Source organism: Paenibacillus sp. FSL K6-1566 (genome assembly GCF_038050475.1).
Taxonomy (GTDB): domain Bacteria; phylum Bacillota; class Bacilli; order Paenibacillales; family Paenibacillaceae; genus Paenibacillus_AQ; species Paenibacillus_AQ lactis.
In genome coordinates this window covers 5,661,000-5,683,899 of sequence record NZ_JBBOSR010000001.1, presented here as the reverse complement: position 1 = coordinate 5,683,899, position 22,900 = coordinate 5,661,000, and the positions used below count along the sequence as shown (strand labels likewise).

Below are 22,900 nucleotides of genomic sequence, written 5' to 3'. Positions count from 1 at the left end.
GGAATTTCGAGCAACAAGTCCTTAAAAGGGACTTGCTCAGGGATCTGAGGCGGAAATTCGAGTAGCAAGTCCTTAAAAGGGACTTGCTCAGGGAACCGAGGCGAAAACTCGAGCAACAAGTCCCCTAAAGGGACATGTTCGAGGAATTGAGGTAAGGGTTGCTACTTTTGGAGGATGGAACGAGCGAAAATACTTTTTTAACGACAGATAATGGCTATGGGAGGATGGGGAACGGCTATGATTAATGATAAATTACCGAAAATGTGGTACGGCGGCGACTATAATCCGGAGCAGTGGGACGAGGAGATCTGGAAAGAGGACGACCGCATGTTTAAGCTGGCTGGCATTGATGTCGCCACGATCAACGTGTTCTCGTGGGCACTGAATCAACCGGATGAGGACACCTATGATTTCGCTTGGCTGGACGAGACCATCGACAGGCTTTACCGGAATGGCGTTTATGTCTGCCTCGCAACAAGCACGGCCGCTCATCCGGCTTGGATGGCGCGGAAATATCCGGATATTCTGCGCGTCGATTACGAGGGCCGCAAGCGGAGGTTCGGCGGACGGCATAACTCCTGCCCGAACAGCCCTACGTACCGTAAATATGCGAAGCTCATGGCAAGCAAGTTAGCGGAGCGGTATAAGGATCACCCGGCTGTTCTGATCTGGCATGTATCGAACGAGTACGGCGGCTACTGTTATTGCGACAATTGCGCGGAGGCATTCCGTGTGTGGCTCAAGCAGCGTTACGGGACGCTGGATGCGCTCAATAAAGCATGGAATACCCGCTTCTGGGGGCATACGTTCTACGACTGGGAGGATATCGTCGTCCCGAATGCACTGAGTGAGGAATGGGGCGGCAACCGGACGAATTTCCAAGGAATTTCGCTTGATTACCGCCGCTTCCAGTCTGACAGCCTGTTAGACTGCTATAAGCTCGAACGGGATGAGCTGAAACGCATCACACCGGATATCCCGGTAACCACCAATCTGATGGGCTTTTATCCGGAGCTCGACTATTTCAAATGGGCCAAGGAGATGGACGTTGTCTCATGGGACAATTATCCATCGCTCGATACTCCGTTCAGCTTTACGGCGATGACGCATGCGCTTATGCGCGGGCTTAAGAGCGGGCAGCCGTTCATGCTGATGGAGCAAACGCCGAGCGTTCAGAACTGGCAGCCGTACAACTCGGCGAAGCGCCCCGGCGTCATGCGGCTATGGAGCTACCAAGCGGTTGCCCATGGGGCGGATACGGTTATGTTCTTCCAGCTGCGCCGTTCGATCGGGGCCTGCGAGAAATATCACGGCGCGGTGATCGAGCATGTCGGCCATGAGCATACCCGCGTGTTCCGTGAATGTGCGGAGCTGGGCAAGGAGCTGCAGCAGCTCGGGGACCGGCTTTTGGATGCACGCTCCGACGCGAAAGTAGCGATCATGTACGACTGGGAGAACCGTTGGGGGATTGAGCTGTCCAGCGGTCCGACGGTCGCGCTGAATTATGTTAGCGAAGTGCATAAGTATTATGATGCGCTGCACCAGCTGCATATTCAGACGGATATGATCAGCGTGGAAGAGGATCTGTCCCAATATGACGTTGTCATTGCTCCGGTGATGTATATGGTGAAGCCGGGATTCGCCAAGCGCGTCGAGGAATTTGTGTCTCGGGGAGGCACTTTCTTGACGACCTTCTTCAGCGGCATTGTCAACGAAAACGATATCGTAACGCTGGGCGGTTATCCAGGCGAGCTGCGCAGTCTAATGGGAATTTGGGCCGAGGAGATCGATGCCCTGCTGCCGGGACAGCAAAATCAAATGATCATCCGGGGCAAGTATGGGGAGCTGGAAGGCTCCTATGACTGCGGCATTTTGTGCGATGTGATTCATGCGGAAGGGGCAGAGGTCGTTGCTGAGTATGGCTCGGACTATTATAAAGGCAAGCCGTCGCTTACGGTCAACCGTTTCGGCCAAGGCAAAGCCTGGTATGTTGCATCCAGTCCGGACGCGAAGTTCCTGCAGGATTTGATGAAAACGATCTGCACAGAGCACGGTATTCAGTCGGTGCTGGATGCGCCGGCCGGCGTGGAGGCTGCCCGCAGGGTCAAGGATGATAAGGCATTTACTTTCGTGCTTAACCATACGGCGGAAGCTAAGACCGTGCCATTAGGGGATGTGGTTTACAAGGATTTACTGACGGGCAAGGAACAGCAGAAGCAGTGTGAAGTCCCTGCGCGGGGCGTCATGATTTTGGAGAAGCTGTAGATCGGGCAAATTGAGCAGCAGCATGTAGCGGCGGATCGCCGTTAAGGCGAAGGAGCTGAACCATACTGAAAAAGCAGAGCAGCAGGGAGCATTCCCTGCTAGCTCTGCTTTTTTTTGCCCGCGAGACCGCCCGCGAGACCGCCCGCGAGACCGCCCGCGAGACCGCCCGCGAGACCGCCCGCGAGACCGCCCGCGAGACCGCCCGCGAGACCGCCCGCGAGACCGCCCGCGAGACCGCCCGCGAGACCGCCCGCGAGACCGCCCGCGTGACCACGTTACATGAAATCGGTCAAACGCTTGCGGAATTCCTTCGGCGAGATGCCTTCCTGCTTCTTGAACACGAGGCTGAAGTACTTCTCGTTCTTGAACCCGACCATCTCGGCGATCGCCGCCATTTTCAGCGCAGGGTTCTGCAGCAGGATTTTCGCCTTGGAGATCCGGAGACGGTTGATATACTCCGGTATGTTAACCTGATGCTGCTGCTTGAATTTGCGGGAGATGTACTCCCGGCTCACATGGAACCGGCTTGCGATCTCGTAAAGCGACACCTCGTTCTGGTAGTGCTGCTCGATGTACTCCGTAATGTCGCGGATCAGCTCCCCGCCGGACTGCGTTCTGGACAGCAGGACGGAGGAAAGGCGGTTCATCAAACCGGTCCAATAATGCTGCCATTCGGCAAGCGAGAATACGTATTTATTGGGATTCGGGGACTCCAATTCGGAACACGCCTCCCGGTAGAGCTTGTGCACCGATTCGGATCCGGCACCAGCCGTTTCATAAATGACCTGATTGGCAAACCGCTCGATGTCCCGGTCCCACTGGGCCAGGAGCTCAGGTGTAACCACTCCTTTTTTGCGGATATCGTGCGTCCACGCTTCGACCGCATCCGCAATCAGGTTAGGCTGTCCACTGAGAACGGCAAGCTTCCAAGGATCCTCATAGCTTCCGAACTGCAGGGCTTTGGGCGGGTCCCCGGCAAGGCTTCGCATCTCGTCTCCGTCATGGATGAAATGGCTGAGCACCGTCAAGTCGCGCGAAGCGAGGGAGGACAAGCATTTGGCATACAGCTTGGGCATGTCCTCAGGGTAGCTCCCCGCCGGGCTCGTTCCAAAATGCATATGCCGCGACAGCGTCCGGTGGATCCCATCGTTTATATCATGAAGGCGGGCGGTCAGCGCGCCGATCTGCTCCCAGACCAGAATCACGATTCGATGATGGGAGCCGAAATGGCGGAATGCGATCCCGACGCCGTCCTTTTGCAGAAATTCATTGCAAATATTCAGCAGGGCAAACATAAGAAGATCGAGATGATGGCCGAAACGCTCGAATAACGTACTGTCCGATGGATCGATCTGCAGCACGGCCAGCCGTACGCGCTCCGCTGACTCCGGAACGATGCCTTCAGTCTTCAGCCGCCGTGCAACCTGGGCATGGGCGCTCGGATCCTCGAGCAAGCTTGTCAGCAGCTTCTCGGAGTACACCGGCCGGTATTCGTTGACCTGCACGTGCTGCTGCTGCGCAGCCCGGCGCTCCGCTTCCTCCGCCCGCCAGGCCGATGCCGCCTTGTCGACGGCTTCATTGATGGCAGCCTCTTCGATCGGCTTCAAGATATAATCCGTACCGCTATAGCGGATCGTATTGCGGACAAATTCGAAATCATCATGCCCGCTGATGACGATGAATTTCGTATCCGGGTAATGCTCGTGAATCCATTTCATGAGATCGACGCCGTTCTTCAGCGGCATCAGCATGTCCATCAGGACGAGGCTCGGGCGATAAGCGGGGATCATCTCCATCGCTTCCTGCCCGTTGGCGGCCTCCTGAATTTCGGTAATGCCATGCTCCTCCCACCGGACAAGCAGCTGAATTGCTTTGCGCACGCGGCTCTCGTCATCGACGATCAATGCCTTCATCCGTTTCACCTTCCACATGTATAGTCAGAACAACACGAAAGCCACGCGGCTGGTTGTTCTCCAGATTGAACCCGGATTTTCCCCGGGAATACAGCCTAAGCCTTGTCATAATGTTGATGAGGCCGATGCCGCCTTGGTCCTCCTCGTCCTCAGAGCTAACCTGCAGCTGCTCCAGGTCCAGCTCCTCCAATTGACGCAGCTGCGCCTGCAGCGCTTCGAACGGCTTCTCCGGCATGCCGTTGCCGTTGTCCTCGACGGTAATCTGCACGAGCGAAGGGGAGAGACGCCGGCTTTGAACGAGGATATAGTTGTCCCGGGCAACCGGGTTCATGCCGTGCTTGAAAAAGTTTTCAACCAATGGCTGAATCAGCATCTTCGGGATAGTCAGTTCCAAGGTGGACTCTTCCACATCGTACCTGAAGTCGAACCCGTTCTCAAATCTCTCTTTCTGCAGCTCGATGTAATCCTTGATGTGATTCAGCTCGGTGCGAAGCGTTACCGGCTTATCGGTATTGTACATGCTGTAACGCATCATCCGGGCAAGGGCCGAGATAAGAGAGTAGATTCTCTTCATGTCATGCTCAAGCGCAAGCGTGCCGATGGTCTGCAGGGCATTGTTCATGAAATGCGGGTTCACCTGGGCCTGGAGCGCCCGGAGCTGGTTCGTCCGATTGGCCAGCTTCAGCTTGTATTCCTGCAAAATAAGGTTGTTGATCGTATCCATCATACTGCTGAACCTGCGGTACAGAATTCCGATTTCGTCCTTGCGGTCCGACTCGATATCAACCGTCATACGCCCGCTCTTTACCTGGCTCATAAACCCGACGAGCTCCCGGATCGGCGCGGTAATTCGCACCGAGATCCAGATCATGGCGGCAATGATCAGGAGGAACGATACCGCAAGCAATAAAATATTGATGAAAGCCGCTTTATCTGCGCTGCTCAGAATATAGGAGGACGGGATTTCCTTTATCATCGTCCAATTGCTGATAGAGGTCTGGACACGGTTATACACATAAATGTTATCATTATGTTCGAAATAGCCCTGCTGTTGTCCCGACTCCATAATGGCCTTATACCAATCCTCGCCAAGGGGCCTCCCAATCCGCGCCTCGTCACCGGAATACATGACAATCCCGTCTTCGCTTGTAATGTATAGCTGCTCGTTCTCAGGCTGGAATAATTGACTGCTGATCCGGCTGAGGAACGTCATGTCCAGATCAATGGCGAGCAGCCCAAGCCGCTCCGAGGATGGCACGCGCTCGATGACCCGATACAGTGTCAGCACCTTGGTATTCTCTTTATAGGGATAGGCCAGTTGAAAGCCGTAGGTATGCAGGGCATGAGGCGGCTGGATAAACAGCTTTCGGCCCTGCAGATCCGGAATTTCCCGATACAGACTGATGTCGCTGGCTTTTCTCGCTATATCTTGTGCGTACAAGGTGGACTCCCGCTGACCGTCTACGTACAGATAGACCTGCCGCGTTCCGGTAATGGCATGATACATCGACTGCATCGTTGCGGACTGCCTGCCGCCGGTGCTGATGTTGCCGTGGCTGTAATACAGACTGCGGAAAAATTCAGGATCGGAATAGACCGTCAAGGAGTTCCGGTTCAATTCTTCCAAATCGCTTTCCAGATTCATCTGCCCCTGGTACAGGAGATTTTGGTTCTCAACCACCGCTCGCTCCTTTAACGCATTGGTCGTCGTAACATAGCTGATGATCAAGGCGGCCGTCGTCGGGATGATCGTGGCCAGGATCATAAAGGCGATCAATTTTGTGCGTATGCTGTTCCAGTTCAAATCTTTCACCCGCCGATCAATTTTCTATACCTATTCGTTCACATCCTAGGGTAGTTCTATGTTACTAATCTTAGCATAATTGAATCAGAGAGAAACGATAGGACAAGCGGAGGGGGATTTACATGAATAGCAAAAGAACGGCTGCGCTGATGCAGCAGCTGGTGTATATTGGACCCGCGCTGCTGTTTTTCGGCATTACGATCATAATCCCGTTTGTCATGGGAATGTATTATTCCTTTACGAATTGGAACGGCGTATCGGGCAATGTCGAATGGGTGGGACTCGATAATTTCGTCAAAATATTCACGAGCGACCGCGCGTTTGCCGACTCCTTTTGGTTTACAACCAAGTTTACGATTGTCGGCGTCATTTTAACCAATCTGGTCGGATTTTTCCTGGCCTACTTCCTGACCAAGAAGATCAGAGGGCGGAACTTCCTGCGGACGATCTTCTTTATGCCGAACGTGATCGGCGGTCTGCTGCTTGGTTTCATTTGGCAGTTTATTTTTATCAAGGGATTTGCGACGCTTGGAGATGTAACCGGTCTCGCGTTTTTCCAGCTGCCTTGGCTGGGGGATGAGGTTACCGGATTCTGGGGAATCATTCTGGTATTCGTATGGCAGTCTTCCGGATATCTGATGATCATCTACATTGCCTCCATCACCAACGTGTCGAAGGAAGTGCTAGAAGCCGCCGAGATTGACGGGGCGAACCGCTTCCAGGTGCTGAAAAATATTATGGTGCCGCTGATTATGCCGGCGGTGACCGTCTGTCTGTTCCTTGCGATATCCTGGTCCTTCAAAATGTTCGACCTGAACCTGTCGCTGACCAAGGGCGGACCATACGGCTCGACCGAGTCGCTTGCGATGAACGTGTATAATGAAGCTTTCCTGAATAACCGCTATGGATTGGGTACGGCAAAATCCTTGATCTTCTTCATCGTGGTGGCCGTCATCACCCTCATTCAGGTCCGCCTGACGAAGAATAAGGAGGTTGAAGCTTGATGAAGACCAAATCCTCACAATCGGCATCGGCCCTGATCCTGCAAGTCGTGATGTTTATCATCGCCATCATATTTTTAGCGCCCTTTTACTTCCTGCTCGTCAACTCGGTGAAATCGCTGGGCGACATCATGGTTAACGCGGCCAATTGGCCGAGCATGTTCCACTGGGATAACTATTCGAAGGCATGGGAGCTTACGAGATTCCCGGAAGCCTTCACGAATTCCCTGGTCATTACCGTGATCAGCAATCTGATTATCGCGCTGCTCAGCGCGATGGCGGCCTACCGGATGGTCCGCGCGAATACGGTCTTTAACCGCATCGTGTTTATGATCTTCGTATCGGCGATGGTCATCCCGTTCCAGTCCATTATGATCCCGCTGCTGCAGGTGGTCGGATGGCTGAACGTCAACAACAGCATGGTCGGCCTGATTCTATCCTACCTCGGGCTGGGCATTCCGCTCTCCATCTTCTTGTTCCACGGATTCGTAAAATCGATTCCGCTGGAGATCGAAGAGGCGGCTACGGTAGACGGGGCATCGTCCTACGGCGTGTTCGCCCGGATCATTCTGCCGATGCTGAAGCCGATGCTCGTAACGGTTATCATCCTGAACAGCTTGTGGATCTGGAACGACTATCTGCTGCCGTCCCTGATTCTGCAAAGTCCGGAGCTGCGGACCATTCCGCTGGCGACCTTCGCCTTCTTCGGACAGTATTCCAAGCAGTGGGATATGGCGCTGCCGGCATTGGTGCTCGGGATTACGCCGATTATCATATTTTTCTTATCGTTGCAGAAGTATATTGTCGAAGGCGTCGCGGCCGGCTCCGTCAAGGGCTGATTCGCTTGCGACTTGCCTTCGACCCGCACGATAGTCACCTTGGTTTCTCAAACTTTATATATACATTTTCTCAAGGGGGTAACACGCAATGAAAAAAATGAAATTGACCCTGGTCATGCTGCTGGCATTCTCGATGGTCCTTGCAGCCTGCGGCGGCAAATCGTCGGAAGAGGGAAGCGGCAGCAGCGATGCAGCTTCCGGTGATGTAAAAACGGTTAAGATTTTCCAGTTCAAAACCGAGATCGTAGATGGTCTGAATGAGCTGAAGGTTGAATTCGAAAAAGAGCATCCGAACATCAAGCTGGACATCCAGACGGTCGGCGGCGGAGCGGACTATGGCGCTTCCCTGAAGACGAAATTCGCTTCCGGCGACGCACCGGACATTTTCTCCAACGGCGGTTATGCCGAAATGGAGATGTGGTTTGACAACCTCGAAGATTTGTCCGATCAGCCATGGGTAGCCGATCTGGTCGATATGGCGAAGAAGCCGATGACTAAAGACGGCAAAGTATATGGCATGCCGATGAACCTTGAAGGCTGGGGCTATATCTACAATAAAGATCTGTTCGAGCAAGCAGGCATTACCGAGCTTCCGAAAACCTACTCCCAGCTGGAGGATGCAGCGAAGAAGCTGGAAGCGATCGGCGTAACGCCGTTCGCGAACGCTTATCAGGAATGGTGGCTGCTGGGCAACCAGGGCATTAACCCTGCATTCGCGCTGCAGAACGATCCGGACGCGTTCATTAAAGGCTTGAGCGACGGCACGGAGAAATTTGCGGGCAACCCGTTGTTCGAAGAATGGGCTAAGCTGATGCAGCTGACGCTGGATCACGGCAACAAAAACCCGCTGACGACCGATTACAACACCGCCGTATCCTTGCTGGCAACTGAAAAAGCCGCCATGATGCAAAACGGCAACTGGTCTCAAACGGAAATCGACGCCATCAATCCGGACCTGAACCTGGGCTTTCTGCCGATGCCGATGGGTGAGGATGCCGAACAGAACGACAAGTTGAACGTCGGCGTACCGGCCAACCTCGTCATTAATAAAAACTCACCGGTGAAGGAAGAAGCGAAGGTATTCCTGAACTGGCTCGTCACTTCCGATATCGGGAAAGAGTACATCGTGAAGAAGTTCAAATTCATCCCGGCTTTGTCCACGATCGAAGCAACCCCTGAGGATATGGGCGACCTGGGTGCGTCGGTATGGGAATATGTGCAGGCCGGCAAAGTGCTGCCGCAGCAGGCTCCGAAATTCCCTGACGGCGTAACGCAAGAATTTGCGAACTCGATGCAGGCCTACTTTGCAGGCAAATCCGATGTGACAAAAATGCTTGAGGATATGCAGGCTTCATGGGATAGTTTGAGTCAGTAAACCCAATCAGGAGTTTGAATGTCTGAAGCATGAACAAGATGCACCGCTCTCCTGACCGGCTTTGCGGGACACAGGAGCGGTGCATTTTTATTAAAACCAAGCGCAAGAGGGAGAGATGGAGGATGAGCATTCACAAGTTTCCCCAGGATTTCAAATGGGGCGTAGCAACGGCCTCTTATCAGATCGAAGGAGCTTATAACGAAGACGGACGGGGCATGTCGATCTGGGATACCTTCGCCCATACGCCGGGCAAGGTCAAGAACGGAGACAACGGCAACGTCGCCTGCGACAGCTATCATCGGGTGGAGGAGGATGTGCAGCTGCTGAAGGAACTCGGCGTCAAGGTGTACCGCTTCTCGGTATCCTGGCCGCGCGTGCTTCCAAGCGGAAGAGGCGAAGTGAACCGGGCCGGGCTCGATTACTACCACCGATTGGTGGACGCGCTTCTTGCGAACGGCATCGAGCCGTTCTGCACGCTGTACCATTGGGACTTGCCGCAAGCGCTGCAGGATGAGGGCGGCTGGGGCAGCCGTGGGACGATTGACGCATTTGCCCAATACGCGGAGCTGATGTTTAACGAGTTCAAGGGTAAAATCAAGCACTGGATCACGTTTAATGAGCCGTGGTGCATGGCGTTCCTCTCGAACTACCTTGGCGTTCACGCCCCGGGGAACAAGGATTTGCAGCTGGCCATCGACGTCAGCCATCATCTCCTGGTCGCTCACGGCAAGGCGGTTAAACGCTTCAGGGAGCTTGGCATTCCGGGGGAGATCGGCATTGCGCCGAATACGGCTTGGGCGGTGCCATACCGCAATACGGAGGAGGATATCGAGGCCTGTCTGCGGATCAACGGCTGGTCCGGCGATTGGTATCTTGACCCGATCTACTTCGGGGAGTATCCGAAGTTTATGCTGGAATGGTATGAGAAGCTCGGATATCAACCTCCGGTCGTGGCGGGAGATATGGATATCATCCGTCAGCCAATCGATTTTATCGGCATTAATTATTACACGTCCTCGATGAACCGCTACAATCCGGGCGAAGCGGGCGGAATGCTGTCCAGCGAAGCGGTGTCGCTCGGCGTGGCCAAGACGGATATCGGCTGGGAGATTTACGCGGAAGGGCTGTATCAGCTGCTTCGTTACACGGCCGACAAGTACGGCAACCCGAATCTCTATATTACGGAGAATGGCGCCTGTTACAACGACGGCCTCGAGCAGGACGGACGCATTCACGACCAGCGGCGGATCGATTATCTCGCGATGCATCTGATTCAAGCCAGCCGCGCGATCGAAGACGGTATTAATCTGAAGGGCTACATGGAATGGTCGCTGATGGACAACTTCGAATGGGCGGAAGGCTACGGCATGCGCTTCGGTCTGGTGCACGTGGACTATGATACGCTGGTCCGCACGAAAAAAGACAGCTATTACTGGTATAAAGGCGTTATCTCTAGAAACTGGTTCGAACGATAATTCCAAACGTCAGAAAATGGATCTGCTCCGACAATGCGAATTGCGGAGCAGATTGCATATGGAGGCACTGATTATGATCAATCCGAAAATTCCGAAAATCTGGTACGGCGGGGATTACAATCCCGAGCAATGGGATAAAGCGACGATGGACGAGGACATGCGGATGTTTCCGCTGGCGGGAATCGATGTCGCCACCATCAATGTGTTTTCCTGGGCTCGAAGCCAGCGTGATGAAGAAAGCTATGATTTTGCTTGGCTCGACGAGATTATGGACCGGTTAGCGGCGGAAGGCATCAAGGTCTGTCTGGCAACCAGCACGGGAGCCCATCCGGCGTGGATGGCCAAGAAATATCCGGATGTGCTTCGCGTCGACTACCAGGGCCGCAAGCGCAAATTCGGTGGGCGGCACAATTCGTGCCCGAACAGCCCGACATACCGCAAATACGCTCCGCTCATGGCCCGCAAGCTGGCCGAGCGGTACAAGGATCATCCGGCACTGGTTATCTGGCATATATCGAACGAATACGGCGGCTACTGCTACTGCGACAATTGCGAGCGGCAGTTCCGCGTCTGGCTGCAGAAACGCTATGAGACGCTGGAGAAGCTGAATGCGGTATGGAACACCGGCTTTTGGGGCCATACCTTCTACGATTGGGACGAGATCGTCGTGCCGAATGTGCTCAGCGAGGAGTTCGACGGCAACCGGACGTTCTTCCAGGGCATCTCGCTCGATTACCGCCGCTTCCAATCGGACAGCCTGCTGGAATGCTACCGGCTGGAGCGGGACGAGATCAAGTTGGTGACACCGGAGATTCCGGTGACGACGAACTTGATGGGATTTTATCCGGAGCTGGATTATTTCGAATGGGCGAAGCACATGGACGTGGTCTCCTGGGACAACTACCCTGCCATCGATACGCCGGTCAGCTTCACGGCGATGTCCCATAACCTGATGCGCGGCCTTAAAGGCGGGCAGCCGTTCATGCTGATGGAGCAGACGCCGAGCGTTCAGAACTGGTCGCCTTACAATTCGGCGAAACGGCCGGGCGTCATGCGGCTGTGGAGCTACCAGGCCGTCGCGCATGGAGCCGATACGGTGATGTTCTTTCAGCTGCGCCGTTCCATCGGGGCGTGCGAGAAATTTCACGGCGCGCTGATCGAGCATGCGGGGCATGAGCATACCCGGGTGTTCCGCGAATGCGCGGAGCTCGGAAGCGAGCTGCAGCAGCTTGGAGACCGGATCCTCGACGCGCGCTCCAGAGCCAGAGTGGCGATCCTGTACGATTGGGAGAACCGCTGGGCGATCGAGCTGTCGAGCGGACCGACCAAGCAATTGAATTATGTCGATGAAATCCATAAGTACTATGCCGCCTTGTACGAGCAGAATATCCAGACGGACGTGATCGGTGTGGAGGAGGACCTGGATAAGTACGATGTCGTGATAGCGCCTGTTCTGTATATGGTGAAGCCGGGTGTCGCCGAGCGCGTGGAGCGCTTCGTGGCAAGCGGCGGAACCTTTATCACAACCTTCTTTAGCGGGATCGTCGATGAGCATGACCTCGTAACGCTGGGCGGCTATCCCGGCAAGCTCCGCCAAGTGACGGGCATATGGGCGGAGGAGACCGACGCGCTGCTCCCGGAACAGCAAAATCATATGGTGATGAAGCAGGATTGGGGCCCGCTGCGTGGAAGTTATTCCTGCGGCATTTTGTGCGATGTCATCCATGCGGAAACGGCGGAGGTTCTGGCCGAGTACGGAACCGATTTTTATCAGGGCACCCCGGTGCTAACGAGAAACCGGTTCGGCAAGGGGCAGGCCTATTACGTTGCCAGCAGCCCGGATGCGGCGTTCCTTCGGGGCTTTATGAGCAATGTATGCGAAGAGCAGGGGATCAAACCGCTGCTCGATACACCGGCAGGGATCGAGGTTGTGGAGCGGGTGAAGGAGGGGACTTCCTTGTTGTTCATCATGAACCACAACGCCGAAGCGATGGCATTTGATGCAGGATCCGCCAACCAAACGGATCTCCTCACCGAGCGGCCGGTTACGGGGCATGTTACGATCCCGGCAAGGGGCGTCATGATACTCGAGCGGCCAGCAGCGGACGGATCCGAATTGTAGGATCAGGAGATTACAATCGGACGTTGGCAAGGAGGCAGAAGCAGTGAGTATCTTTTTTCATGAAGAGCAAGGTGTATTTCATCTCCAAAGTGATCATTCGAGCTATGTGATTCAGCTCGTTCGCGGCTTATATCCCGCCCATGTATATTGGGGACCGAAGCTTCGCGATTCGCAGGTGGAAGGGCTTCTTACGCGGAGGGAGAGAGCTTCCTTCTCGCCGTCGCCGTTTCGGGACGACGCTTCCTTCTCGTTTGACAGCCTGCCTCAGGAATATCCGGGATACGGGAGCGGCGATTTCCGTCAGCCGGCCTATCAGGTGCAGCTGCCCAACGGAACGACGGTGGCCGAGGTCGAATACGAAAGCCATCGGATATACGGCGGCAAGCCGAAGCTTGAAGGTCTGCCTGCGGTTTACACCGAGCAGGACGATGAAGCCGATACGCTGGAGCTCCGGCTGGTCGACCGCGTGAGCGGCTTGTCCGTTACGGTGTCCTACTCCGTAATCAAAAGCTACGATGCGATTGCCCGCTCCGTATTATTCCGCAATGAAGGGGCCATGCCAATGACGCTGCTGCGGGCGATGAGCGCGAGCGTGGATTTCAGCCACAACCGATTCGACCTGCTCCACCTGCACGGCGCATGGGCCAGAGAACGGCACGTAGAGCGGAGAAGGCTGTCGCCGGGAATGCAGGGGGTCGAGAGCCGGCGGGGCGCGAGCAGCCATAACCATAATCCGTTTCTGGCGCTGCTCGCCGACGATGCCGGCGAGGAGCACGGAGAGGTCTACGGATTCAGCCTCGTGTACAGCGGCAGCTTTGCGGCGCAGGTTGAAGTGGATCAATATGAGACGACCCGCGTCGTTATGGGCCTCAACCCCTTCGACTTCTCCTGGCTGCTGGAGCCGGGACAGGCCTTCCAGACGCCGGAGGCGGTCATGGTATTCTCGGCCGAGGGGCTTGGCGGGATGTCCAGGCGATATCACAAGCTGTACCGGACCCGGCTGTGCCGCGGCGCTTTCCGTGACGCCGTCCGTCCGGTGCTGGTGAACAACTGGGAAGCGACGTACTTTAACTTCAATGCCGAGAAAATCGAGCAAATCGCCAAGGAAGGCCGGAACCTCGGGATTGAGCTGTTTGTGCTTGACGACGGCTGGTTCGGCAAGCGCAACGACGACACCACCTCGCTCGGCGACTGGGTGGTGGATCGGAACAAGCTGCCCGACGGTCTCGAGGATCTCGTTCAGCGCGTCACCGACCTGAACCTGCAGTTCGGCTTATGGTTTGAGCCGGAAATGGTGTCGCCCGACAGCGACTTGTACCGCCTTCATCCGGATTGGTGCCTGCATGTGCCGGATCGCCGGAGAACGGAAGGAAGACGGCAGCTTATCCTCGATTTCTCCAGAGAAGAGGTATGCGATGCCGTTGCGGGCATGGTGCGCGACATTTTGAAGAGCGCCCCGATAACGTACGTGAAATGGGACATGAACCGGAACATGACGGAGATCGGTTCTGCAGCGCTTCCGCCTGAGCGGCAGCGGGAAACGGCCCACCGGTACATGCTGGGGCTGTACCGCGTGCTGGAGCAATTGACATCGGAATTCCCGCACATCCTGTTCGAGAGCTGCTCGGGCGGCGGGGGAAGATTCGACCCGGGGATGCTGTACTATATGCCGCAAACGTGGACAAGCGATAACTCCGACGCGGTCAGCCGTCTGAAAATCCAGTACGGGACAAGCCTGGTTTATCCGCTGAGCTCGATGGGCGCGCATGTGTCCGCGGTTCCGAATCACCAGGTACACCGGCATACTTCCCTGCGGACCCGGGGGCATGCTGCCATGTCGGGCAACTTCGGGTATGAGCTGGATTTGACGGCCTTTACGGAGGACGAAAAGAACGAGGTGCGGGAGCAGGTGAAGCTGTATAAGGAGATCCGCCACTTGGTTCAATTCGGCGATTTCTACCGGCTGCGGAATCCGTTCGAGGGAAACGAAGCGGCATGGACGGTGGTGTCCGAAGACCGCTCTGAAGCGGTGCTGTACTATTTCCGGATTTTGAGCGAGGCGAATGAGCCGATCCGCTATTTGCGGACGCGAGGTCTGGATCCGGATGCGGAGTACCGCTGCCTTGAGGATGGCGCCGTCTACGGGGGCGACCGCCTCATGCATGCCGGATTGGCCATACCGCCGATGCATGGCGATTTCCAGAGCTTTTTGTGGAGATTTAAGCGGGTATAACCTAACCCTATCCAGACAGGACGCGTCGTTCGAGCCTTTAGGATGAACATCGTACGGGCAGCAGTAAGAATGGGCTTGAAGAAAACTGCATCGACTAAACATCAAAAGCAAAAAGCAGCCGAAGAACCGGCAGATCATGGGGATCTGCCGGTCCGGCTGTTTTTTTTGTGGTCAGGTTGGCTGAACCAGCCTACTGCGGGGTACCCGGGACATCCGGGGATGCCCCGGTCGTGATCGAGTATTTGCCCCGCTCCGTCAACAGCACGACCTGATCCTCCCTGACTTCCGTTCCGGTGAGATCGTCAAGGCCGATGACAAAGCTATCGCCCGGAAGCGGCGCTTCGTGGCCGGCGGTGATGACGACGCCCGGTCCGTGCAGGAGCAGGCAGCGGCTGTCTCCGTATCCGTCGATCGACTGGTTATGGTGTTCGCTGACGTCAAAACGCTCAAGACGCAGCTGCACCCGGTCGCGATCCCGCTCCTCTTCCTTTTCAATCATCAGGGTGTGATTGCTCTTGCCGTTAAACCAATTCGTTACGTCTTGCAGCGATGGGTTCATGGATGCACCTTCCTTGGATGAGGTTTTCCATAGTTTGTCCATTTGGAGGTTCTCTTATTTGGGTGAGGGGGAGCGGTCGGCCCAGCCTTATGAAATTTTTATATGGATCAAACCTTCTTCTCACATTTACATGATAATATAGGTAAGGATACATACCTGAACGTTAAGGAGATTTTAGAGCTATGCGGGGAAAGGGGTATTATTTCCTGGCGATGCTGTTGATTGCCGGAAGCTGGGTCGGGAACATTTGGTATGACCAAGCGAATCGCTTGGAGCGAACCGTATTCTTGGAGCATTACATCGAGGTCATCCCCGAAGCAGGCGACTACTTCGACTTGTACTATTTGGAGGACAAGCGGCTGGAAAGGAAGCTGATCGACATTTATATTGAAGGCTATCCCGGGCTGCAGGTGAGTCCTTATCCTAATTATGCAGAATATCGAAAACAGTCATTAGGGAAAATGATCGTGAGCTTCGACAGCGCAGATTCGGGGCAAGAGCCTCCGGAAATAAAAGAGCCAGCAGTCATTAGACAAGTAACCGCCTTATATAGTGACGGATCATCGGAAAAGGTGCACATCGGAGAAATCCATCTTGTGCCCAGGGATCATGTAAATCGAGACCATGATCCCATACAATGGACATCAGGTGCAGGATCCTCGGACCATTCCGGATATGATCGGTTGGCAGTCCGGCGTCCGGTCAATCTGACCGGTCTATCCTCAGTTTATATGAGCATGGTTGAGGAAGGGGATTTGCTGGTGCATGCGGACATCGTAAAACGGACACCGGGCGTCAGTCACCGTTCGGAAGCACCCTCGGAAGCCGAAATCAAGCTATCGGGTGTCCCGATTCTTGACCTTCCGCTGCCGGTCCGGCTCAATCAAGGGGATTCCGTCAAGGTCGCTTACAAGTTTAACCTGTCCTCGCCTGCGAAGCGGATGCAGGTTTACCAGCTGCGCCTTCGGCTTGAGTATGCCGAGGGCGATCGGGCACCCTGGCAAAGTGTCCATCATTTTGCCTATTACCCTTCACCGACGGAGCGGGAAATTACGGAATACGTCCGGGAAAGAAGGGGAGCGTTATGAGCAGCGCCTGTTACCGTATCGCCTGGGGACTCCTCCTAGTATTGATCAATGTGAGAGTGGGGGGATTGGACCTCCTGCCGGACCCGCTCGGCTATCTGCTGGCTGCATCCGGCTTATGGACGCTCTCCGAGAGGAGCCGTTTCTTTCAGGCAGGAGGAGCAGCAGCCCTGCTGCTTCTGATCGGGTCCATTGCCCGGATGATTGTTGGGGAGCCGGGGACAGGCTTCTTAAACGGCCTGCCGCCTACGATCTTAGAGCTATCCCTTCGATTATTGGACATGCTGCTTAGTACGCTCCTTATTTACGGGATCTGTAAGGGGATCATGTCGAGTTTCTCGGGTGAGTCTTCGCTGAATATAGCCGGTAGAGCTCGGGTTTGTCTTGGGTGGTTTATGACCGTACAAGGGCTATGGCTTGCATCTTATCCGTTCACTTTGAACATTGACCAGGATATGATGGCCATTTGGCTGTTCATCTTGGCTATAGCCGTTCTGATTTCCCAAGCTGCGGTGCTGTTGATGCTGAGGGCGGCCGGAAGATCATGGCGGGAGATGGAGGAAGGGAAATAACGCCCTGATCCTTAGTCGCCCCGGCTCGATTTATCTTTACTGGGGTGGTACACGATGGTAACGCCCAGTTGATTATATATTTCTTCGGTGTAATGGTGATCCGGGCAGTGCTTAATCAGCGCCATGTCGTCATAGCGCGAAACGAGTCTCTGTTCGCAATCCGGACAGCGGTCCTGAAAAAGATTTTTCAGTTTACTGAACACACCTGTACACCTCCACATTTCCGATATAAATACTTGGTTTTAATTATAGATCAGGATCCGGGCACTTTCAATAGCCACCTGCGCCCAGATTTGTTCATTTTCGTACCGCGTGCATAGGCTCCACGGCGGAGCGGGGCGTGGCATCTATATGAAGGTGGTCAATCAATCTAATAGAACGGAGATCGATCATCATGATCATGCAGCTCGTCATTATGGTCTTAATCGGCCTTATCGGCTCTTTCTTCTCGGGACTTCTCGGGATCGGCGGGGCGATTATCAATTTCCCCCTTTTATTGTACATGCCTGAATGGTTTGGCCTTGAAGTGTTTACCTCCAAGGAAGTGGCGGCGATCAGCATGCTGCAGGTTTTCTTTGCTTCCTTGTCAGGGATGCTGGCGAACCGGGTAAGCTCCCGTAAAGGAGAGGCCTATATCCATCGGCCGTTGGTATTGCAGATGGGTGTCAGCACGCTGGTCGGAAGCTTAATCGGAAGCCTGTCCTCCATGGTCATGAGCAGCGCGGCCATCAATGTGATTTATGGTTTCCTGGCGGTTATCGCGGTTCTGCTCATGATCGTTCCTACGCGGGCGACGATGGAGAGCCGAACGGTGCAGGAGGTTACCTTCAATCCGTGGATCGCCTCGGGATCGGCATTTCTCGTCGGAGGGATTGCAGGCATCGTTGGTGCGGGCGGGGCATTTATTTTGATTCCCATTATGCTGACCGTCCTGAAAATTCCGACAAGGATCACGATTGCCTCTTCGCTTGCCATCGTGTTTTTGTCTGCCGTCGGCGGGGTGATCGGCAAATTGGCTTCGGGAGACATTCCGCTGTGGCCGTCCCTGTTCGCGGTTGCGGGAAGCCTGCTCGGGGCACCGATCGGCGCGATGGTGAGCCGAAGACTGAATGTCCGACTGCTCCGGTATGCACTGGCTGGTTTGATTGCACTCACCGCCGTTAAAATCTGGAGCGATATTATCGGGTAAGTAATGGATGAGAATAGAGCATGATGGATATATGATGAGGAGGAATGGAGCATGTTATTCAATCGGTTAGGTTCTTCGGAGCTGCTGGTAAGCGAAATTGGTCTTGGCTGCATGTCGCTGGGTACGGAGGAAGGAAAGGCTGTTAAGTTGATCCATGAGGCGCTGGACCAGGGCGTGAACTTCCTCGATACGGCCGATCTGTACGATGAAGGACGAAATGAGGAATTGGTCGGCAAGGCCGTGCGCGGACGGCGCAGCGATGTCATCATCGCGACCAAAGTCGGGAACCGGCGCGTGCCCGGCCAGGAAGGCTGGGTATGGGATCCCTCGAAGGCGTACATCAAGTCGGCCGTGAAGGACAGTCTGCACAGGCTGGGAACCGATTATATCGACCTGTACCAGCTGCATGGAGGGACGATCGACGATCCGATCGATGAGACGATCGAGGCGTTCGAGGAGCTGAAGCAGGAAGGACTTATCCGCTATTACGGGATATCGTCGATTCGCCCCAATGTGATTCGGGAGTATGCGAAACGCTCGAATATCGTGAGCGTCATGAGCCAGTACAGCATTCTGGATCGGAGGCCTGAGGAAGAAGTGCTGGATCTGCTGAAGGAGCAAGGCATCTCCCTTATCGCCCGGGGGCCGGTTGCGCGAGGCATCTTGTCGGGAAGCGGCGAAGCCAAGGCGGAGAAGGGCTATCTGGATTACAGCAAGGACGAGCTTTTGAGCCTGCTGAAGCAGCTGGAAGAGCATGCAGACGGCATGGATGTGTCCCATCTCGCCATTCGATATGCATTATCCCATGCTGCTGTGGCCTGTACGATCTCGGGAGCAAGCTCGCTGGATCAGCTGCTTCATAATCTAGCCGCCGGCGAGATGGAGCCGCTGTCTCCGCAGGTTGTTCAGCGGGTTCAGGCGATCACCCGGGCCAACCGGTATGAGCAGCATCGCTGAACCATTCATGCGGTCAATGATTCAGTCCGTAAATGATTGAGCGGATGAATTGCCAGCAGGCACTGCCCGCTATCCGTTAGGGATAACGGGCTTTTTATAGTGGCAGTCTGGATTTGGTGCCGCGTCCTAAAGGGCAAGGTAATTAATTCCGAAAGACATGGTATTTCCAAAAGGCAAGGCTGTTCCGAAAGGCATGGCTATATGATTTAGCACTCCAAGCCTTTTTGACCTGATCTTGAGATGGCCTTCCGTTTGGCCTACAATGATTTGGCCGCGTTACAAGCTGCGCTACGTTATACGCATTTTTTTGTTCATTTAGATGCATTGGTTAAACTTTTTTTCCGCCCTGTTCGTTTTCAATACAGAAGCCGCGCGGCTTAACGAATCAGGTCCATAAGAAATAGCTGAAAGGGTTATTGCATGATTACCATCGAGCATTTATCGAAGACGTACCGGAAAGGGGCATGGGCGCTCCTTGACGTGTCGCTCCAATTGGATAAAGGCATGACCGGATTGCTCGGGCCTAACGGGGCGGGCAAAACGACGCTGATGCGCATATTGGCGACACTGCTGGCCCCGACATCCGGACAGGTGAGGGTAAATGGCATTTCGATCACAAGGCCGGAGGAGATTCGCCCGATGATCGGTTACTTGCCCCAGCATTTTCATATTTATCCGCAGCTGACGGGCAGAGATTATCTCGACTACGCAGCCGTAATGAAGGGCATAAAGGATCGGGAGGCGAGGAGAAAGGAGGTCGCCAGACTCTTGGAGACGGTGAATCTCCAGGATAAAGCCGACAAGAAGGTTCGTACTTATTCGGGCGGTATGAAGCAGCGCCTGGGCATTGCTCAGGCCCTTCTCGGATCCCCCGATATCCTTATCGTGGATGAGCCGACCTCCGGCCTGGATCCGCAGGAACGGGTCCGGTTCCGCAACGTCCTTACCCGCTTTAGCATTGACCGGACCGTGCTGCTGTCCACGCACATCGTCGCTGACATTGAGAGCAACTGCCGCCGGATCGCCGTCATGAACATGGGGAGACTGGTCATGTCCGGAACGCTCGGCGAGCTGCAGGCCTGCGGCAACGGACAAGTGTGGGAAGCGGTGCTGTCAGCCGATGCGTTCTCCCGCGTAGATCCGATGCAGGTTGTATCCACGAAAGCTGTACCGGAAGGCATTTTGTGCCGTTTTGTAGGAAAGAGGCCGTTTGCGGGTGCGCACCCGGCTGAACCGTCCCTGGAGGACGGCTATCTGGCCCTGCTGCGGAGGGATCGGGATGTGTAAATGGTGGAGACATGCCGTGCTGGAATGCCGGCTGCTGTTCGGCAATCCGGTGTTTGCATCCTTGCCGGTCATCTATGCGATTTTGTTCGCCATGAACATGTTGAATAGCGGAGGCGGCACCGAGCAGAACCTGTATACGATGGCTTACAAGTTTCATATGCTCGGGCACACGATGACGCTCGGTCCCGCGATGCTGATCGGCATCTTATCCATGCGAAGGGATGTTTTACGGCGCTCGTTCGAGTGGAATCACAGCTTGCCAGTATCGTTCCTGACGCTGTTATCGTCCAAATATGCCGTAAGCATGCTGTATTTGTCCTTGTTCACGCTTCCGACAGCGTTTATCTTCTACACGATCTCGATCAGCCAGGGGATTGCGGGCGGAATCGCTATGCATTATACGATGCAATTCGCCATGCAGTACGAGATCTCGTATATGGTCACCCTTGCGCTGGCCATGGTGCTGGGGGCCAGCATTCCGAATCGGATTGTCTATTTGATCGGCTTTTGCGCATGGATGTTCGGCACCTTTTTCATGGATATTTTTATTATTACTCAGCTCGGATGGTATCCGGCCGAAGTCTTTCATTTGAATCAGTTCTTCATTCAGTCCGAAGCATTACAATATGAAAATTGGAGCTATGCCCTCATATCTGCGGATATCTCCCGTTCGCGCTGGTTCGTGCTGGCCTTTACGGGGTTGTTGCTCGCGGTAAGTCTGCTGCTACTGAACCGGAAGCGCCCGACGATGCATGTAAAAAGGATTTGGGCGGCGGCGGTGGCAGCCCTCGTGTTGGCTGGAGCCATCTTCATGCCATACGGCAGCTTATGGGCAGAGCGGTATGAGCAGCTGGGCAGCAAGCTATCGGACCCATCCATCGGGCTTACCGATGATCCGGTGCCGGCAACGATATTTACGGTATCCTCCTATGATCTCGAGCTGAAACGGCTCCCTAACGATAATCTGCGAGTCACAGCCCGGCTTCGAATCCCCGCTGGGGAGCTGGCAGGGAAGTCGGAGCTTCCGCTGACGTTGAACCGTTTCTTCACGTTGGAGCGTGTTCGAATTCAAGGCAACGACGCTCCTTACCGGAGGCGGGGGGAGATGCTGACAATCAGTCTTCCGGCGAATTCGCGGCAGGAAATCGAGGCCGAGCTGGTTTATTTCGGAAGCGTAATGGATTACCGCACCGATTATTCGCGTAATGATTTTGCGGCCTTCAGTCTTGGAGACGAGGTGAAGCTCGAGGGCCATATGGCCTGGTATCCGCTTCCCGGCCACCAGCATGTTTACCTCAAGCAGGTCGAGACGTCTTCGCCTTACATTACCTTGGCCCGGCGTTACGGGATTCAGCGGTATTCTGTAGGTGATATGAAACTGAAGGTAGAGGGATATTCAAAGCCGCTATACAGCAGTTTGAAGGAAGTCGAGCGAGGGCCCGGATACCAGATCTTCGAGTCGAAGGGGATCGGGCAGAATGTTTCCCTGTACGGGGGAAGCTTCTGGACCGAAGTGCATCGGCCGGATTTCAAGGTGCGTATTGTGACAACCCCATACCTGGAAAAGTGGGCTGAGGGACTATTGACGGAACTGAAAGGGAAGTATGATTATTTTGCAGCATGGATTCCGGGAATGTCCACGGACATCGACACCATTCTGTGTTTGGGACAGGGGATCGAGTGGCCTCACGCGGAGCATTCCCTCATCCTGTCCTCAAGGGAGTATACCTACTTCAGCAGCAATCTGCCGGGTGAGTGGGTGAACTACATGCTGTTTGGCGATCAGCCTGCTTATTATGGCAATTATGAGCATCCGGAGCAGGATGTCCGGAATAAAATCGGCAGCCTGTTCTGGTACGTGTATTATATAGAGGAAAAAGGGCTGAGCGATAAACAGCTGCGCAGTGCTTACGGACACTTAAGATCAGTCCAGGAGCTCCTGTTCAAGAACGGGGACGGGACCGATCCGCAGAATAAGATCGGGATCGGAATGGCAAGACAAGTCCGGCGGGCGATGAAGGAAGGAAAGGCAGAACAGGTCAAGAAAGTGCTCGCCCATTATTATGGGCACGGCCTTCAGTTTCCGGATACGGAACGGTATCCTGCGATGAAGCCGGAGGCTCCGGTCACTTATGAGGAATGGGTGAAGCGATGGAAGCAGACGGTTGGGGAATAACGGCTTCTGCATGCGATAACAGTGCCGAGATTCAATCGGGAAGGCATC

General features: G+C 54.7%; 17 protein-coding genes. 13 read left to right on the top strand and 4 right to left on the bottom strand.

Features of this window, described 5'->3' with window-relative positions; genetic code table 11:
- Nucleotides 1-237: 237 nt before the first annotated feature.
- Entirely contained in the window at nt 238-2,265 is a 2,028-nt protein-coding gene (locus tag NST08_RS25530; RefSeq protein ID WP_341034910.1) for a beta-galactosidase, read from the top strand.
- Nucleotides 2,266-2,540: 275 nt separating this feature from the next.
- On the opposite strand, the gene NST08_RS25525 is transcribed toward NST08_RS25530, so the two are convergent.
- Both NST08_RS25525 and NST08_RS25520 read right to left on the bottom strand, forming a co-directional pair.
- A complete protein-coding gene (locus tag NST08_RS25525; RefSeq protein ID WP_341342423.1) occupies nt 2,541-4,178 on the bottom strand; it encodes a response regulator transcription factor in 1,638 nt (545 codons plus the stop codon).
- A complete protein-coding gene (locus tag NST08_RS25520) occupies nt 4,156-5,991 on the bottom strand; it encodes a cache domain-containing sensor histidine kinase (RefSeq protein WP_276824946.1) in 1,836 nt (611 codons plus the stop codon). The genes NST08_RS25525 and NST08_RS25520 overlap by 23 nt, the downstream gene beginning before the upstream one ends.
- A 113-nt stretch (nt 5,992-6,104) precedes the next feature.
- Between NST08_RS25520 and NST08_RS25515 the strand changes: the two genes are divergently transcribed.
- The 6 genes from NST08_RS25515 (at nt 6,105) to NST08_RS25490 (ending at nt 15,027) form a co-directional block, all read left to right on the top strand.
- Nucleotides 6,105-6,986 carry a carbohydrate ABC transporter permease gene (locus tag NST08_RS25515; protein ID WP_144878276.1) on the top strand — a complete coding sequence of 294 codons (882 nt, stop codon included), beginning with the start codon at nt 6,105-6,107 and terminating at the stop codon, nt 6,984-6,986.
- Nucleotides 6,986-7,822, top strand: a complete 837-nt coding sequence (locus NST08_RS25510; protein ID WP_210095716.1) for a carbohydrate ABC transporter permease — start codon at nt 6,986-6,988, stop codon at nt 7,820-7,822. The genes NST08_RS25515 and NST08_RS25510 overlap by 1 nt, the downstream gene beginning before the upstream one ends.
- Before the next feature lie 88 nt (nt 7,823-7,910).
- Nucleotides 7,911-9,197 carry an ABC transporter substrate-binding protein gene (locus tag NST08_RS25505; RefSeq protein WP_210095708.1) on the top strand — a complete coding sequence of 429 codons (1,287 nt, stop codon included), beginning with the start codon at nt 7,911-7,913 and terminating at the stop codon, nt 9,195-9,197.
- A gap of 122 nt (nt 9,198-9,319) precedes the next feature.
- A complete protein-coding gene (locus NST08_RS25500) occupies nt 9,320-10,672 on the top strand; it encodes a GH1 family beta-glucosidase (protein ID WP_144878273.1) in 1,353 nt (450 codons plus the stop codon).
- 73 nt (nt 10,673-10,745) lie between these two features.
- On the top strand, nt 10,746-12,794 hold the full coding sequence (locus NST08_RS25495) for a beta-galactosidase (RefSeq protein ID WP_007131725.1): 2,049 nt from the start codon (nt 10,746-10,748) through the stop codon (nt 12,792-12,794).
- A 43-nt stretch (nt 12,795-12,837) separates the two neighbouring features.
- Nucleotides 12,838-15,027 (top strand): alpha-galactosidase, encoded by a 2,190-nt coding sequence (locus tag NST08_RS25490; protein WP_007131724.1) that lies wholly within the window; start codon nt 12,838-12,840, stop codon nt 15,025-15,027.
- A gap of 190 nt (nt 15,028-15,217) precedes the next feature.
- On the opposite strand, the gene NST08_RS25485 is transcribed toward NST08_RS25490, so the two are convergent.
- Nucleotides 15,218-15,628 carry a hypothetical protein gene (locus tag NST08_RS25485; protein WP_244152765.1) on the bottom strand — a complete coding sequence of 137 codons (411 nt, stop codon included), beginning with the start codon at nt 15,626-15,628 and terminating at the stop codon, nt 15,218-15,220.
- A 140-nt stretch (nt 15,629-15,768) separates the two neighbouring features.
- Between NST08_RS25485 and NST08_RS25480 the strand changes: the two genes are divergently transcribed.
- Nucleotides 15,769-16,674: a hypothetical protein gene (locus NST08_RS25480; protein ID WP_007131722.1), complete on the top strand. Its 906-nt coding sequence runs from the start codon at nt 15,769-15,771 to the stop codon at nt 16,672-16,674.
- On the top strand, nt 16,671-17,243 hold the full coding sequence (locus tag NST08_RS25475) for a hypothetical protein (RefSeq protein ID WP_007131721.1): 573 nt from the start codon (nt 16,671-16,673) through the stop codon (nt 17,241-17,243). Before NST08_RS25480 ends, NST08_RS25475 begins: the two co-directional genes overlap by 4 nt.
- Before the next feature lie 11 nt (nt 17,244-17,254).
- On the opposite strand, the gene NST08_RS25470 is transcribed toward NST08_RS25475, so the two are convergent.
- Nucleotides 17,255-17,446 (bottom strand): hypothetical protein, encoded by a 192-nt coding sequence (locus NST08_RS25470; RefSeq protein WP_007131720.1) that lies wholly within the window; start codon nt 17,444-17,446, stop codon nt 17,255-17,257.
- A 191-nt stretch (nt 17,447-17,637) separates the two neighbouring features.
- Between NST08_RS25470 and NST08_RS25465 the strand changes: the two genes are divergently transcribed.
- The 4 genes from NST08_RS25465 (at nt 17,638) to NST08_RS25450 (ending at nt 22,852) form a co-directional block, all read left to right on the top strand.
- On the top strand, nt 17,638-18,432 hold the full coding sequence (locus NST08_RS25465; RefSeq protein ID WP_144872289.1) for a sulfite exporter TauE/SafE family protein: 795 nt from the start codon (nt 17,638-17,640) through the stop codon (nt 18,430-18,432).
- Between the two features lie 51 nt (nt 18,433-18,483).
- Entirely contained in the window at nt 18,484-19,389 is a 906-nt protein-coding gene (locus NST08_RS25460) for an aldo/keto reductase (protein WP_341342422.1), read from the top strand.
- Between the two features lie 420 nt (nt 19,390-19,809).
- Nucleotides 19,810-20,676 (top strand): ABC transporter ATP-binding protein, encoded by an 867-nt coding sequence (locus NST08_RS25455; RefSeq protein WP_144878269.1) that lies wholly within the window; start codon nt 19,810-19,812, stop codon nt 20,674-20,676.
- Complete coding sequence (locus NST08_RS25450) at nt 20,669-22,852, top strand: ABC transporter permease (protein WP_144881268.1); 2,184 nt, start codon at nt 20,669-20,671, stop codon at nt 22,850-22,852. Before NST08_RS25455 ends, NST08_RS25450 begins: the two co-directional genes overlap by 8 nt.
- Nucleotides 22,853-22,900: the final 48 nt, after the last annotated feature.

What these genes read in the sequence shown, in the direction of transcription:
- NST08_RS25455 (WP_144878269.1), top strand. Translation starts at nt 19,810, where the DNA reads ATGATTACCATCGAGCATTTATCGAAGACGTACCGGAAAGGGGCATGG.
- NST08_RS25525 (WP_341342423.1), bottom strand. Translation starts at nt 4,178, where the DNA reads ATGAAGGCATTGATCGTCGATGACGAGAGCCGCGTGCGCAAAGCAATT.
- NST08_RS25475 (WP_007131721.1), top strand. Translation starts at nt 16,671, where the DNA reads ATGAGCAGCGCCTGTTACCGTATCGCCTGGGGACTCCTCCTAGTATTG.
- NST08_RS25450 (WP_144881268.1), top strand. Translation starts at nt 20,669, where the DNA reads ATGTGTAAATGGTGGAGACATGCCGTGCTGGAATGCCGGCTGCTGTTC.
- NST08_RS25465 (WP_144872289.1), top strand. Translation starts at nt 17,638, where the DNA reads ATGATCATGCAGCTCGTCATTATGGTCTTAATCGGCCTTATCGGCTCT.
- NST08_RS25530 (WP_341034910.1), top strand. Translation starts at nt 238, where the DNA reads ATGATTAATGATAAATTACCGAAAATGTGGTACGGCGGCGACTATAAT.
- NST08_RS25510 (WP_210095716.1), top strand. Translation starts at nt 6,986, where the DNA reads ATGAAGACCAAATCCTCACAATCGGCATCGGCCCTGATCCTGCAAGTC.
- NST08_RS25495 (WP_007131725.1), top strand. Translation starts at nt 10,746, where the DNA reads ATGATCAATCCGAAAATTCCGAAAATCTGGTACGGCGGGGATTACAAT.
- NST08_RS25485 (WP_244152765.1), bottom strand. Translation starts at nt 15,628, where the DNA reads ATGGACAAACTATGGAAAACCTCATCCAAGGAAGGTGCATCCATGAAC.
- NST08_RS25460 (WP_341342422.1), top strand. Translation starts at nt 18,484, where the DNA reads ATGTTATTCAATCGGTTAGGTTCTTCGGAGCTGCTGGTAAGCGAAATT.
- NST08_RS25505 (WP_210095708.1), top strand. Translation starts at nt 7,911, where the DNA reads ATGAAAAAAATGAAATTGACCCTGGTCATGCTGCTGGCATTCTCGATG.
- NST08_RS25515 (WP_144878276.1), top strand. Translation starts at nt 6,105, where the DNA reads ATGAATAGCAAAAGAACGGCTGCGCTGATGCAGCAGCTGGTGTATATT.
- NST08_RS25500 (WP_144878273.1), top strand. Translation starts at nt 9,320, where the DNA reads ATGAGCATTCACAAGTTTCCCCAGGATTTCAAATGGGGCGTAGCAACG.
- NST08_RS25480 (WP_007131722.1), top strand. Translation starts at nt 15,769, where the DNA reads ATGCGGGGAAAGGGGTATTATTTCCTGGCGATGCTGTTGATTGCCGGA.